The sequence below is a fragment of the Nocardiopsis akebiae genome (assembly GCF_018316795.1).
Lineage (GTDB): Bacteria > Actinomycetota > Actinomycetes > Streptosporangiales > Streptosporangiaceae > Nocardiopsis > Nocardiopsis dassonvillei.
Window position 1 is genome coordinate 3,678,497 of record NZ_CP074132.1, and the last position, 13,739, is coordinate 3,692,235.

Genomic DNA, 13,739 nt, shown 5'->3' on the forward strand with positions numbered 1-13,739 from the left:
GGAGGAAACGCCCTCTCCCTTCTCGTGACTTTCTGTTGGATTCGCCTCACGCGATCGCAGTGCGGTCGCTACGGTGTGTGCCATGGCCAGGAAGAGCGTGAAGCGGGCGTTTCGGTACCGCTTCTATCCCACTGATGCGCAGGCGGCTGAGCTGTCGCGCACGTTCGGGTGCGTGCGCCTGGTCTACAACCGCGCCCTGGCCGAACGCACCACCGCCTGGCACCAGCGCCGCGAACGGGTGGGCTACCCCCACACCTCGGCGATGCTCACCGCCTGGAAGAGCACTGAGGAGCTGTCCTTCCTCACCGAGGTCTCCTGCGTCCCGCTGCAACAGACGCTGCGCCACCTGCACACCGCCTTCGGCAACTTCTTCGACCGCCGCGCGCAGTACCCGCGGTTCAAGTCCAAGAAGACGTCCCGGGCCTCGGCGGAGTACACCCGGTCGGCCTTTCGCTACCGCGACGGCCGTCTGACATTGGCCAAGATGGCCGAACCCCTGGCCATCGTGTGGTCGCGTCCCCTGCCCGAAGGAGCACGCCCCTCCACGGTCACGGTCTCGCGGGACGCGGCCGGGCGCTGGTTCGTCTCGCTCCTGTGCGAGGACACCATCACGTCGGCCCCGGCCGTCAACAACGCGGTCGGTGTCGATGCCGGAATCACCTCCGTGGTGACCTTGTCCACGGGGGAGAAGGTGGCCAACCCCCGCCACGAGCAACGCGACCGGGCGAAGCTGGCCCGGGCTCAGCGGGCGCTGTCGCGTAAGGCCAGGGGCAGCACGAACCGGGACAAGGCGCGTCGCAGGGTGGCGCGGGTGTGCGCCCGTATCACCGACCGGCGTCGGGACTTTTTGCACAAGCTCTCCACTCGACTCGTCCGCGAGAACCAAGTGGTCGTGATCGAGGACCTGTCGGTGCGCAACATGGTCAAGAACCGTCGGCTTTCCCGGGCGATCTCCGATGTGGCCTGGCGTGAGCTGCGCAGCATGTTGGAGTACAAGTGCGCTTGGTATGGGCGGGACCTGGTCGTGGTGGACCGGTTCTTTCCCTCCTCCAAGTTGTGCTCGACGCCCGGGTGCGGGTACCTCAATGCGTCGTTGTCGCTGCGTGTACGGGAGTGGACGTGTCCCGGTTGTGGGGTGGCTCATGACCGGGATGTGAACGCGGCGCTCAATCTCGAAGCCGCCGGGCTGGCGGTTGTTGCCTGTGGAGCTGGTGTGAGACCTCAACGGGAGTCCTCCCGGACGGGGCGACCGGCGGTGAAGCAGGAAGGCCACGGGGCGACCCGTGACGAGGCGTTGGCCTCGAACCGCCGTTAGGTGGTTCCGGATTCTTCTGCCTTCAGGCAGGAGAGGAAGTCAAGTGGTGTGTCCTTCTTCCCGGTTAGCGGCCGAAGACCTTCGTGAAACCGACCATGCGTTCGGTGGCGAAGGCGACCGCGACGCTGAGCACCAGGAGCAGCACGCTGACCGCCGCGACCACCGGGTCGAACGAGGACTGGACGTAGTTGAGCATCTCCACCGGCAGCGTCGCCACGCCCGGGCCGGTGAGCAGCAGGGACAGGGGAACGTTGTTCAGGGAGGTGATGAAGGCCAGGATGGTGGCGGACAGGATGCCCGGCGCCATGACCGGCAGGGTCACGGTGAAGAAGGCCCGCACCGGCCCGGCGCCCAGCCCCCGTGCGGCCTCCTCCAGGCGCGCGTCGGCCAGCGACAGCGAGGCGCCCACGACGCGGACGGTGTAGGGCAGCAGCAGGACGGTGTGGCCGACGATCAGCGCGCCCAGCGCGGTGACGCGCATGCCCACCATGAGCTGCTGGAACAGGGCCAGGCTCAGGACCAGTTCGGGGACCACGATCGGGGCGAAGAAGAGGTTCTCCATCAGCCTGCGCCCGCGCGGGTTGCCCCGGTGCAGCGCCAGGGTGGCCGGAACGCCCAGGAGCAGGGCGATGGCGGTGGAGGCAAGCGCCACGGCGACGCTGGTGCCGAAGGAGTCGATGAAGGGCCCGTAGTCCAGGGCGGCGGCGAACCAGCGCAGGGACAGGCCCTCGGGCGGGAAGGCCAGGGTGCTCCCGGCGGTGAAGGCGACACCGACCAGGATCACCACGGGGCCGAGCATGAGGACGAAGGCCGCCGCCGCGAGCAGCGACAGGAAGGGGCGTCTCAGGATCATGAGGTGGTGCTCCCGATCTTGCCGAGCCGACCGGACAGCGCGCTGACCGCGAGCACCAGCACCGTCATCACCAGGGCGACGGCGCTGGCGGAGGGCCAGTCGAGGCTGACGTTGACCCGGCTGTAGAGCAGGGTGGACAGAAGGCGTTCGCGCGGCCCGCCGAGCAGCTGTGGCGTGGTGAAGGCGGTGACCGCGCCCGCGAAGACGAGCGTGCAGCCCACGAGCACGCCGGGCAGGGCGAGCGGGAAGACCACGGTGCGGAAGGCCCGGCCGGGCGAGGCGCCCAGGCCGCGGGCGGCGTCCTCCAGACGGTGGTCCTGCTGGGCGAGGCTGGAGTAGGAGGACAGGATCATCAGCGGCAGGAACAGCTGGACCAGGCCGAGCACGATGGCGGTCTCGGTGTAGAGCAGTTGGACCCGGCCCATGCCCAGGGCCTCGCTGATCCCGCTGATGAGGCCGTTGCCGCCCAGGACCATGATCCAGCCGTAGGTGCGCACGACGGTGTTGAGCAGCAGCGGGAAGATGGCCAGGGCCAGGAGGCGGCCGGGCCATCGGCCGGGCGCCCGGGAGATGAGGTAGGCCACCGGGAAGCCCATGAGCAGGCACAGCGCGGTGGTCACCACGGCGACGCGGACCGTGCGGGCGACCACGGGCAGCAGGTAGGGGTCGGTGAGCAGGCCGCCCGTCTCACGCGCGACCGTGGCGGGGTCGCCGTCGGGCGGCCAGGCCAGGGTGGCCACGACCGGGTAGCAGAAGGCGAACAGGACCACGGCCAGCCCCGGGACCAGCAGGACCGTGACGGGTGGTCGTGGGAGGCGGCCGCGGCGCGGAGCGGCCGCGTCGGCGCCGACGGTGGGTGACGGGCGGGGCAATTCCACTCCCGGTCGCTGTCGAGGGGACGGTCTGGGTTCGGCACGGCGCCTGAGCTGCGCGGTGCCGTGTCTGCGCGAGGATTCGTCTGCACGATGCTTGATTCGAACAGCGGCTCATCTGCGGAAACATCTGCAAGCGCTTGCACAAGCGCTTGCACACCGTAGCCTGTGTCGGGGACATGAGCCAACCCCCGGGTCGCGAGTGTGACAGGGGGCACCACGGGGTGTGAGGAGCTGCAATGGCGAGTCTGGACGACGTGGCCAGGGAGGCCGGCGTGTCGGCGTCCACCGTTTCGCGGGCCCTGTCGCGGCCGTCCATGGTCTCCGAGCCCACCCTGCTCAGGGTGCGCGCCGCCGCGGAAAGGCTGGGGTTTCGGGCCAACCCGGCCGCGCGGGCGCTGACCACGGGCCGCAGCGGTTTCTTCGCCCTGCTCGTCCCCGACCTGGACAACCCCTTCTACTCCACCACCGCCACCGCCGCGCAGGAGCTGGCGGGCAGGAGCGGGCGCCGGGTGATCATCGCCGTCACCGGGGGCGACGCGGCCCGCGAGGCCGAGGTGCTCGGCGAGCTGGAGAGCCAGGTGGACGGGTTCGCGCTCCAGTCACCGGTGGGTTCGGCCGCCGACCTGAAGGAGGCGCACCGGCGCAAGCCTCTGGTGGTCATCAACCGCCGCGTACCCGGACTGACCTCGTTCACGGTGGACACCCCCGGCGGCCTGGGCACCGTCTACGACCGCCTGGTGGAGCTGGGTCACCGCGACGTCGCCTACCTGGCGGGGCCGCCCAGTTCGTGGATGGACCGGCGCAGGCGCGAGGAACTGGTGGAGCACGCCGCCCGGTCCCGGCTGCGGGTGCGGGTCTTCGGGCCCGTGCGACCGGCCTTCGCCGAGGGGGCCGCGGCGGCGCGGGAGATCGTGGACTCGGGCTGCACGGCGATGCTGGTCTACAACAGCCTGTTGCTGCTGGGAGCGATGTTCGAGTTCGGCCGCATGGGGGTGCGGGTGCCCGAGGACATCAGTGTGGCCGCGGCCGACGACATCGCCCTGGCCGACCTGCCGGGACCGCCGATCTCGGCGGTGCTGGCACCGGCGGACGAGCTGGGCCGTGCGGCGGTGTCGGCCCTGGTCGAGCTGGTCGACGGGCCCGCGGGGGCCCGCCCGCGGGGGCGCAGGCTGCCCACAGAGGTGCGCATCACCGACTCCCTCGCGCCGCCGCGAGCGGCACGCGGCTGACGCGGGGTCCGGCTGCCCGGCGTTCACCGGCCGGGTCCACCAGCCCTAACGGCGGGGCGCCTCCGCAAGCGCCAGGCCCCCGCCGAAGGAGATCAGCGCACAGCCCTCGTCCGATCACCGGAAAACCGGGTGAGAGCGCGCCCCCGTACGGAATCCTGGACGGGACGGAGCAGCGTTCGACCGAAGGGCGGGAGCCGACCGTGGACAGATCAGTTCTGGTGACCGGCGGGACCCGGGGCATCGGGCTCGGTATCGCCCGAGGATTCGCCGAGGCCGGGGACCGGGTGGTGATCGTCGGCCGCGACGAGGCCCGGACGCGCGAGGCCGCCCGGGGCGTCCCGGGGGCGGAGTGGGTGGTCGGCGACGTGGCCAGGGCCGACGACTGCGAACGCGTCGTGGAGCAGGCCGTACGGCGCACCGGCGGCCTGGACGTGGTCTGCGCCAACGCCGGGATCTTCCCCTCGTCCCCGCTGGTGTCGATGGAGCCCGGCGAACTCGACCGGGTCGTGGACACCAACCTCAAGGGCACCGTGCTGACGGTGCGCGCCGCGGTGGAGGCCCTGACCGCCTCCGGAAGGGGGCGGGTGGTGATCACCTCCTCCATCACCGGACCGCTGACCGGATACGCGGGCTGGTCCCACTACGGCGCCACAAAGGCCGCCCAGCTGGGATTCATGCGCAGCGCCGCCCTGGAGCTCGCGCCCCGGGGCATCACCGTCAACGCGGTGCTGCCCGGCAACGTGCGCACCGAGGGCCTGGAGGAGTTGGGGCCGGACTACCTGGAGCGCATGCGCGCGGTGATCCCCCTCGGCCGCATCGGCGAGGTCGAGGACATCGCCGCGGCCTGCCTGTTCCTGGCCGGGCCCGGCGCCTCCTTCATCACCGGGCAGAGCATCGTGGTCGACGGGGGCCAGGTGCTGCCCGAGGACGGGCAGGCCTTCGGCGTTCTGGGCTGAGAAACGCCGGGTTCGGATGGAGCTGGGTGTCGAGGACCATGGCCTTTACGCCGTAGATTCATATGATCGCCCGGGCGCGCCCGGCGTCCCGGAACACGTGGTCGGGCTGACGTTCATGATGTCGCGGGCCGCCCGCGACGGGTACTACGCGGGACACCACCCGCTGCTGACCGAACTGCTCGGCCGCGAGCCCCGCAGCGCCGCCGAGCAGCTCGCTGACCGCATCGCGGTCTCGGGGGCCTCCTCGCCGACCGCCTGACCACCGCCCGGCAAGGGACCAAGGGACTTTTCTTCCTCCGTCAGGTGAAGTACCCCTTCGTCCATGAGCGACAGCAGAAGGATCACCTGGGAAGGCTTCTTCAACACCCGCGACCTCGGCGGCCTCACGAACCGGCACGGCCGGAGCGTCCGCCGGGGCGCCCTCATCCGCTCCGCCGACCCGCGCTTCGTCACCGACAGGGGCTGGCGTACCGCCTACGACGCGGGTGTGCGCACCGTCGTGGACCTGCGCAACCCGGACGAGATCCGTCCGGCTCCGGGTGAGGGCCCCACGAGCCGGGGCGGGTCCGCCGCCTTCCCCGCGGAGGAGGACCCGGCTCCCCTGCCCGCGGGGATGACGCGCCTGGAGGTGGCCCTGGACCACGTCGAGGACGTCGGGTTCTGGCAGGAGGTCAACCGCCGACGGCTGAACGGGAGCCCGCTCTACTACCGCCCCTTCCTGGACCGCAAGGCCGAACGCTGCGCCGCGGTGGTCACCGCCCTGGCCCAGGCCGGGCCGGGCGGCGTCCTGTTCCACTGCGGAGCCGGACGCGACCGCACCGGCCTGGTCGCCCTGCTGCTGCTCGCCCTGGCCGACGTCGGAGCCGACGCGATCGCCGACGACTACGAGCTGTCCACGACCGAGCTCGTCCCGCTCTTCGCCGCGATGGGGCGACCGGACCAGGGCCCCGTGATCGAGGCCGTGCTGTCCGAGCGCGGCCTGACCCTGCGCGAGACCGTCCTGGACGCCCTGCGCGGGCTGGACGCACACGCCTACCTGTTGTCGGCGGGGGTCGCGGAGGAGGACCTGACCGCCCTCCGGAAACGGCTGCTGGACTGACCACCGCCTTCGCACGGTAGTCCGGCCGACCGATCGGCGGGTTGGGCGGGCCTCCCCGCCCGGTCGGTACACGCCCCAGCATGCCCCGGTCCGCGCTCAACCGCGCAGCCGCGCGTTGAGCCGTGCGGCCTGCCGCGTGAGGTGGTCGCGTTCGGGCAGGTTGGGCGCCGACCGGGCGGCCTCGGCGTAGAGCCGCGCCGCACCGGCCTGGTCGCCGTCGCGCTCGTGCAGGTACGCGGCGGCGGCGCTGTGCCGGGGCACGGAGGGGTCCACCTCCGCCAGGGCGGCCAGACCCGCCCGCGGACCGTCCGCCTCACCGACCGCGACGGCCCGGTTGAGGCGGGCCACGGGGCTGTCGGTGAGGCGCACCAGCTCGTCGTACCACTCGACGATCTGCGCCCAGTCGGTCTCCTCGGCCGTCCGGGCGTCGGCGTGCAGGGCGGCGATCGCGGCCTGGGCCTGGTACTCGCCCAAGCGGTCGCGGGCCAGGGCCGCCTGGAGCACGCCGACGCCCTCGGCGATCATGCGGGTGTCCCACAGGCCGCGGTCCTGCTCGGCGAGGGGCACCAGCCCGCCGTCGGGTCCGGTCCGCGCCGGGCGCCGGGCGTGGTGCGAAAGCATGAGCGCGAGCAGTCCCGCGACCTCCTCGTGGTCGGTTCCGGCCGCCAGCTGGCGGGTGAGCCGGATCGCCTCACCGGCGAGGTCGACGTCTCCGGAGTAGCCCTCGTTGAAGACCAGGTAGAGCACCCGCAGCACGGTGGCGACGTCGCCGGGCCGGTCGAACCGGACGCCCGAGACGGTCCGCTTGGCCCTGCTGATGCGCTGGGCCATGGTCGCCTCCGGCACGAGGTAGGCCCGCGCGATCTGACGCGTGGTCAGGCCGCCGACCGCGCGCAGCGTGAGCGCCACGGCCGAGGCCGGTGTCAGGGACGGGTGCGCGCACAGGAAGTACAGCCGGAGCGTATCGTCCACCGCCTCGCCCGGACCGGGCGCGGGTTCGGCCTCGACGCGTACCTCGCGGTGCCGTCGGGAGGTGTCGGCGCGGGCGGCGTCGAGGAACTTGCGCCAGGCCACCGTGACCAGCCAGCCCCGGGGATCGTGCGGCGGGTGGTCCGGCCACACGCGCACGGCCTCGACCAGGGCTTCCTGCACGGCGTCCTCGGCCGCGGCGAAGTCCGCTCCGCGGCGGCCGAGGACGGCGATCACGGTGGGGGTGAGGGTCCGCAGAAGGGCCTCATCCATGGTGTGTCACTCCGTGATGGTCGGGGGCGCGGTCAGGAACGGGCGCACCTCCAGCCACTCGTGGATCGGCTTCCCGCCCGCCCCGGGCGCCGCCGACAGCTCCCCGGCCAGTTCGACCGCCCGCTCGTAGTTCTCGACGTCGATCACCATCCAGCCGGCGATCAGGTCCTTGGTCTCGGCGAACGGGCCGTCGGTGACCGGCGGCCGCCCCTCGCCGTCGTAGCGGACGAACGCGCCCTCCGGGGAGAGCGCCTGGCCGTCGACGAACTCGCCGGTGCCCTCCAGCCGGTCGGCGAAGTCCCGCATGTAGCGCACGTGGGCCGAGACCTCCTCCGGCGTCCACTGGTCCATGGGCACGTCGTTGACCGGTGCGGGTGCGCCCCGGTAGTGCTTGAGCAGCAGGTACTTGGCCATGATGTCCTCCGTGGATCGCTCTCGTGGCCCGTGCGGGCCGGGTGCGGTGCGGCCCGTCGCGGGCCGTGTTCACTCCGGGGACGGAGCCGCGCGCGGGTTCTCGACATCCCGCGGCGACTTTTTCCGACGGATTTCACGGTGTCCGCTTCCTCCACTGTGCCGCAGGACCGCGGAGGGGTGCGGGAAGCCGCTTCGCGTCGCGTGCGTCCGACGACGTGGGCCTCACCTTCGGAGGGACCGGTCTCGTCCACCGGAGGGAACGCCTCGGGCCGTGATCCCCACCCCCTCACCCGCACGGACAGCGGACGGAGAAACGCTCTGCGTCGGGGAGTCAGAACGAACACCCGAAACCGTCCCTGACCTGCCCTGTCAGCGCCGCCCACCCTGTTCGCACGCTTAGCCGAACACCCTGGCGAACACCCGCCGAACACCCTGAACACGGCGAACAGCGGCCCTCCCCCCGGCTGGCAGGGTCCTTCCCCGACAGCGCGCCACGGCTGTCGGCACCGCGTCGGCCACGCTGTCAGCCGCGGCCGGGAGAGCTTCGGGAGTTCGGCCGCCTCGGGAGCGATCGTTCGGCCGGGCAGGCCTCGGACGCCGTCACCGCCCGGGGAACGACGGTCGGCGACGTCGGGAGGGCACGGACGGCGGGGGGGACGGGAAGCCGTCGGAAGGGCGCGGGCGGCGGCCTCACGCCAGGACCGCGACCGACCCCCGCTCCACCAGACGCACGGGCAGCCGCACGGCGGTGCCGGGCCCCTCCACGAGCAGGCCCATGATCCGCTCCCCCAGTACCTCGCGCTCCACGGCGATCGTGGTCAGGCCGGGGTCCAGCAGGGCCGAGGTGGGCAGGTCGTCGTGGCCGACCACGCTGACGTCGCGCCCCACGCGCAGGCCCAGGGAGCGGGCGGCGTCGTAGACGGCGGCGCTCAGGTGGTCGGAGTTGACGATCAGGGCGCGGTGCCCGGGGCGCGCCATCATCTCCGCGGACCTGCGGGCCACCGCCTCGTAGTCCAGGGGGCCGCGCGCCACCGACGCGGTCATCCCGTGCTGAGCGCAGTGGCGGTGGAAGGCCTCCTCGCGCCCCCAGTCGGCGGCCAGGTGCTCGGGGGCCATCAGGAGCACGGCCTCGCGGTGGCCCCGCTCCGCCAGGTGCGCCACGGCCCGGGCGACGGCCTCCTCGTCGTCGGGGCCGACCGTGGACAGGCGGCCGGCGGTGCCCTCCCGGTCGGGTTCGGGTGTGCAGTTGAAGGCCACCACCGGGACGTGGGAGTGGCGGTCCATCCACTCCAGGAGGCGGTCTCGCCGCCCGATGGGCGCGATGGCGATCCCGGCGACCGCCTCGGCGGCGAGCCTGCGCAGCGCGGCGCTCTCCCGCTCCCGGTCGTAGTCCGAGCTCATGATCAGCAGGAGCGCCCCCTCGCGGTGCGCGACGGTCTCCATGCCGCGCAGCACGTCCAGGAAGAAGGGGTTGCGCATGTTGCGGATCACCACGCCGTAGGCGGAACGGCGGCCGGTGCGCAGCGCCCGGGCCCGGCCGTCGGCCTGGTAGTCGAGTTCCGCGGCGATCCGGCGGACCCGCTCTGCGGTCGCGGCGGCCACGCGGCCGGTGCCGTTGAGGGCGAAGCTGGCCTGGGCGACCGAGACGCCCGCACCGGCCGCGACGTCCCGCAGGGTCGCGCGCTTGGTCGGTTCCGGCATGGCTCTCCTCGGGGGACTGTGGCCGTGGACTCGAAAGTACCGTGCGCCCGTTCGGGGCGGGCACCGGCGGGTCGATGGCGCGGGACGCTGTTCCACCGGTGTTCGGTCTCCGGTCACCGTTTGCGAAACAACAGGTCACCGCACTGATTAATCGTTTAATCACGCACTTCCGCACAGCGGTGTCCGGCGGGCACCGCAGACCCGACCCCGGAGTCCCCATGACCCTCACCCGCGGACGCGGCGTCCTCAGCGCCGCCGCGATCGCCTCCGTCCTCGCCCTGACCGCCTGCGGCAACGCCGACCTGCCCCAGACCGCGGCCACCGGCGACGGCGGCACCGTCATCACCTACAACTCCCCCGCCGAGTGGGGCAACTACGGCGAGGTCCTGGCCGCCTTCACCGAGCGGACCGGGATCCAGGCCCCCAACGACCCGAAGAACTCCGGCCAGGCCCTGGCCGCGCTCCAGGCCGAGAAGGGCGCGCCCGTCGCCGACGTCGCCTACACCGGCATCGCCTTCGCCGGACAGCTCGTGGAGGCCGGGGTCCTGCAGTCCTACGTACCCGAGGGCGCGGAGGAGGTCCCCGAGGACCTGCGCGACCCCGACGGGAACTGGACCGCCGTCCACACCGGCACCATCGCCTTCATCGTCAACGAGGACCACCTGGACGGCGCGCCCGTGCCCAGCAGCTGGGAGGACCTCCTCGACCCCGCCTACGAGGGCAAGGTCGGCTACCTCGACCCCACCCAGGCGGCCGTGGGCTACTCCGCCGCGACGGCGGTCAACCACGCGCTCGGCGGCGACCTGTCCGACTGGCAGCCCGGCCTGGACTACCTGGACGAACTGAAGGAGAACGGCGCCTCCACCTCGGCGCAGACCGCCACCGCCAAGGTCGCACAAGGTGAGATCCCCATCCTCATCGACACCGACTTCAACGGCTACAAGCTCCGCGACGAGGGAGCCGACGTCAGCGTGGTCATCCCCGAGGAGGGCTCGCTGCAGATCCCCTACATCGTCGGCCTGGTCGAGGGCGCCCCCAACGCCGAGAACGGCAGGGAACTGCTGGACTTCTACTTCTCCGAGCGGGGCCAGGGCCTCTTCGCGGACGGCTACATGCGCCCGGTGGTCGGCCAAATGCCCGAGGAGCTCGCCGACCAGGTCCTGCCCGAGTCCGACTACGAGCGCGCGATCACCATCGACTACCTAGAACAGGGCGAGCGGCAGCAGGAGTTCATCGACCTGTACCAGAGCGAGGTCGGCTTCTAGTGTCCCCCGGTACCGCGCGCGTGCGCCGCACCGCGCCGCCTCCGTGGTCCGCGGCGCTCCCGGCGCTCGCCCTCGTCTGCCTGTTCAGCGCCTACCCGGTCGCGGTGCTGGCGGCCAACTCCCTGGGCCTGGGCCGGTCACCGGCCGACGGGGGCCCCACCCTGGAGCACTACGCCGACGCCCTGTCCTCGGCGGCCGTGCGCGAGTCGCTGGCCGCGTCGGCGCTGGTCGCCGGGGTGGCGGTCCTGGCCACGCTCGTGATCGCCGTCCCCGTCGTCCTGCACCAGGCTCGGCAGGAGCGCGCCGGGGGCGGCGGGGCCGCCACCGACGCCCTGCTCACCCTGCCGATCGCCCTGCCCGGCATCATCATCGGGTTCTTCGCGATCGTGCTCAACGGCAGGACCGGGCTGCTCGCGCCGCTGTGGGAGGGCTTCGCGGGACTGGCCTACACCCTGCCCGGCCTGCTCGTGGCCTACGTCTACTTCTCGCTGCCCCGGGTCCTGGGGCCGCTGCGCGCCGCCGCGGCCGGACTGGCGCCCTCGATCACCGAGAGCGCCCGCACCCTGGGCGCCTCCAGGGTGCGGGTGCTGTTCACGGTCACCCTGCCCCTGCTGCTGCCCGCGCTCATCGAGACCGGGGGCACTGCGGCGGCGATCGCCCTGGGCGGGTACGGCACGGTCGCCACGCTCTCGGAGGGGATCCGCCTGCTCCCGCTCAACGTCGCCAACGAACTGACCACCGGCTACCGCCTGGCCGCCTCCTCCACCCTGGCGGTGCTGCTGGCGGCCATGGCCGTCGCCGCGCTGGTGCTCGGCCGCGGTCTGGGCCGCCTGGTCGGACGGGCGGTGGCCTCGTGAACCGCCTCGTCACCTGGGCGGTCTGCGCCTTCGTCCTCGTCCCGATCCTGGCGACCCTGGTGGTGGCCACCAGCGTCGACTTCTCCCAGGGCCCCTGGGGCGGCGGTTTCACGCTGGACTGGTTCGCCTACGCCTGGCCCCCGCTGGCCCCCGTCATCGGCCGCAGCCTGGCCGTGGCGGCGCTGGTGGTGGTGCTCAACCTCGCCCTGGGCGGTCCGCTGGCCTGGTGGGTGGCCCGTCACCCCTCGCCGCTGACCCGGCTGACGGGGTACCTGGTCAACGTGCCCCTGGCCGTGCCGGGCATCGCGTTGAGCGTCGCCCTGGTGAGCGCCTACTCGGCGCTGCGCCCCAGCGGGATCCTGCTGGTCATGGGCCACGTCGTGTTCACCCTGCCCTTCACCCTGGCCGCCCTGGTGCCCGCGCTGGCCGACGACGACCTGCGCCTCAACGAGCAGGTCGCCCGCAGCCTGGGGGCCGGACCGGCCAGGGTGCTGGCCACGGTGACCGTCCCCGGCTGCCTCATCGCCCTCACCCAGGCGATGACGATGGTCTTCGCCCTGTCCTTCGGCGAGTTCAACATCTCCTTCTTCGTCAACCCGCCCGCCACACCCACCGTGCCGTTCGCCCTGTTCGACTCCTACTCCACCCAGAGGCTCGAACCCGCGTCCGCGCAGTCGATCGTCTTCATCGCCTTCGTCGCCCCGGTGCTGACGGCCATCGTGCTGGCCCGGCGGCACGCCCTGAGGAGCACTCCGTGACCGATCTCCGTGAACCCGGGACCCGCGCGTCCGACCCCGCCGCTCCCGCGCCCGACGCCGCCACACGCGCGTCCGGCCTCACCGTGTCCGACCTGACCATCCGCTACGGCGACACTGAGGCCGTCCGCGGGGTGTCCATGGAGGTGCTGCCCGACGAGACCGTAGCCGTCGTGGGCCCCTCCGGCTGCGGCAAGAGCAGCACCCTGCGCGCGGTCGCCGGACTCACCCCGGTCGCCGCAGGAGGCATCGGCCTGGGCGGACGCGACATCACGCACCTGGACCCGGCCCGCCGGGGCGTGGGCCTGGTCCCGCAGAACTACGCGGTGTTCCCGCACCTGAGCGTGGCGGGCAACATCGCCTACGGCCTGCGCGCCCGGCGGCTCCCGGCCAACCGCAGGCGCCGCCGGGTGGCCGAGATGCTGGAGCTGACCCAGCTCACCGAACTCGCGGAGCGGCGGCCCGACCAGCTCTCCGGCGGCCAGCGCCAGCGCGTGGCCCTGGCCCGGGCACTGGCCGTCGAGCCGGACGTCCTGCTCCTGGACGAGCCCCTGGCGGCCCTGGACCCGCAGCTGCGGGGCGGCCTGCGCCGGGAGCTGTCCGCCATGCTCTCCTCCTCGGGGTGCGCCACGCTGATCGTCACGCACGACCAGCGCGAGGCCCTGTCCCTGGGGTCGCGGATCGCCCTGATGCGCGAGGGGTCCCTGGTGCAGTTCGGGACGCCTCGAGAACTCTGGGAGGACCCCGCCGACGCCTTCGTCGCTGACTTCCTGGCCACCGCGGTCCTGCTGGACGCCGAACCCTCCCAGGGCGAGGCCGCGGTGCTCGGCGGCCGGTGGAGGATCCCCGCGTCGGACCTGCGGACCGGGCCGACCCGGCACGGCCGCACCCGCCTGCTCCTGCGAGACGACAGCCTCACCGTCACCGACCGCGACGACGCCCACGCGGTGACCGCCCAGGTCACGCACGCCGAGTTCGTCGGCGACGCCGTCCGCCTCACGGTCGACGCGCACGGCCGCGTGTTTGGCGTTCGGGTCCCGCCCGACGCCCGGATCGGCCGTTCCGTGTCGTTGGCGGTCGTCCCCGGCCGCGCCACCCTGCTCGTCCCCTCGACCTGAGACCAGGCGTTCCGGCCCCGCCCGCTGAGGGCACCGCTTCGGCCCCGCCCCGAGGCAACC

General features: G+C 72.8%; 14 protein-coding genes. 9 read left to right on the forward strand and 5 right to left on the reverse strand.

Going from position 1 to position 13,739, the window contains the following annotated elements:
• Window positions 1-82: 82 nt before the first annotated feature.
• Window positions 83-1,315, forward strand: coding sequence for an RNA-guided endonuclease InsQ/TnpB family protein (locus KGD83_RS15955; RefSeq protein ID WP_212639961.1), 1,233 nt, complete (start codon window positions 83-85; stop codon window positions 1,313-1,315).
• A gap of 64 nt (window positions 1,316-1,379) precedes the next feature.
• Here KGD83_RS15955 and KGD83_RS15960 read toward each other — a convergent pair whose 3' ends face one another.
• Both KGD83_RS15960 and KGD83_RS15965 read right to left on the reverse strand, forming a co-directional pair.
• The gene (locus KGD83_RS15960) at window positions 1,380-2,168 is read right to left on the reverse strand and encodes an ABC transporter permease (protein ID WP_212639962.1); all 789 of its coding nucleotides are present in this window, start codon (window positions 2,166-2,168) and stop codon (window positions 1,380-1,382) included.
• Window positions 2,165-3,046 (reverse strand): ABC transporter permease, encoded by an 882-nt coding sequence (locus KGD83_RS15965; RefSeq protein ID WP_232051660.1) that lies wholly within the window; start codon window positions 3,044-3,046, stop codon window positions 2,165-2,167. Before KGD83_RS15965 ends, KGD83_RS15960 begins: the two co-directional genes overlap by 4 nt.
• 233 nt (window positions 3,047-3,279) lie before the next feature.
• On the opposite strand from KGD83_RS15965, the gene KGD83_RS15970 reads away from it, so the two are divergent.
• From KGD83_RS15970 to KGD83_RS15985, 4 genes are all read left to right on the forward strand, one after another.
• A complete protein-coding gene (locus tag KGD83_RS15970; protein WP_212639963.1) occupies window positions 3,280-4,272 on the forward strand; it encodes a LacI family DNA-binding transcriptional regulator in 993 nt (330 codons plus the stop codon).
• Between the two features lie 200 nt (window positions 4,273-4,472).
• Entirely contained in the window at window positions 4,473-5,228 is a 756-nt protein-coding gene (gene fabG / locus KGD83_RS15975) for a 3-oxoacyl-ACP reductase FabG (protein WP_212639964.1), read from the forward strand.
• 97 nt (window positions 5,229-5,325) lie between these two features.
• The gene (locus tag KGD83_RS15980; protein ID WP_394358076.1) at window positions 5,326-5,487 is read left to right on the forward strand and encodes a hypothetical protein; all 162 of its coding nucleotides are present in this window, start codon (window positions 5,326-5,328) and stop codon (window positions 5,485-5,487) included.
• A 63-nt stretch (window positions 5,488-5,550) separates the two neighbouring features.
• Window positions 5,551-6,327 (forward strand): tyrosine-protein phosphatase, encoded by a 777-nt coding sequence (locus KGD83_RS15985; RefSeq protein ID WP_212639965.1) that lies wholly within the window; start codon window positions 5,551-5,553, stop codon window positions 6,325-6,327.
• 96 nt (window positions 6,328-6,423) lie between these two features.
• Here the strand turns inward: KGD83_RS15985 and KGD83_RS15990 are convergent, their stop codons facing one another.
• From KGD83_RS15990 to KGD83_RS16000, 3 genes are all read right to left on the reverse strand, one after another.
• Complete coding sequence (locus tag KGD83_RS15990; RefSeq protein ID WP_212639966.1) at window positions 6,424-7,569, reverse strand: RNA polymerase sigma factor; 1,146 nt, start codon at window positions 7,567-7,569, stop codon at window positions 6,424-6,426.
• Between the two features lie 6 nt (window positions 7,570-7,575).
• On the reverse strand, window positions 7,576-7,983 hold the full coding sequence (locus KGD83_RS15995) for a YciI family protein (protein ID WP_212639967.1): 408 nt from the start codon (window positions 7,981-7,983) through the stop codon (window positions 7,576-7,578).
• Window positions 7,984-8,673: 690 nt separating this feature from the next.
• The gene (locus KGD83_RS16000; protein WP_212639968.1) at window positions 8,674-9,684 is read right to left on the reverse strand and encodes a LacI family DNA-binding transcriptional regulator; all 1,011 of its coding nucleotides are present in this window, start codon (window positions 9,682-9,684) and stop codon (window positions 8,674-8,676) included.
• Window positions 9,685-9,902: 218 nt separating this feature from the next.
• On the opposite strand from KGD83_RS16000, the gene KGD83_RS16005 reads away from it, so the two are divergent.
• The 4 genes from KGD83_RS16005 to KGD83_RS16020 are packed head-to-tail and all read left to right on the forward strand — an operon-like array spanning window position 9,903 to window position 13,679.
• On the forward strand, window positions 9,903-10,949 hold the full coding sequence (locus KGD83_RS16005; protein WP_212639969.1) for an ABC transporter substrate-binding protein: 1,047 nt from the start codon (window positions 9,903-9,905) through the stop codon (window positions 10,947-10,949).
• Entirely contained in the window at window positions 10,949-11,806 is an 858-nt protein-coding gene (locus KGD83_RS16010; protein ID WP_212639970.1) for an ABC transporter permease subunit, read from the forward strand. Before KGD83_RS16005 ends, KGD83_RS16010 begins: the two co-directional genes overlap by 1 nt.
• Window positions 11,803-12,564, forward strand: coding sequence for an ABC transporter permease (locus KGD83_RS16015; protein WP_212639971.1), 762 nt, complete (start codon window positions 11,803-11,805; stop codon window positions 12,562-12,564). Before KGD83_RS16010 ends, KGD83_RS16015 begins: the two co-directional genes overlap by 4 nt.
• Window positions 12,561-13,679 (forward strand): ABC transporter ATP-binding protein, encoded by a 1,119-nt coding sequence (locus tag KGD83_RS16020; RefSeq protein ID WP_212639972.1) that lies wholly within the window; start codon window positions 12,561-12,563, stop codon window positions 13,677-13,679. Before KGD83_RS16015 ends, KGD83_RS16020 begins: the two co-directional genes overlap by 4 nt.
• Window positions 13,680-13,739: the final 60 nt, after the last annotated feature.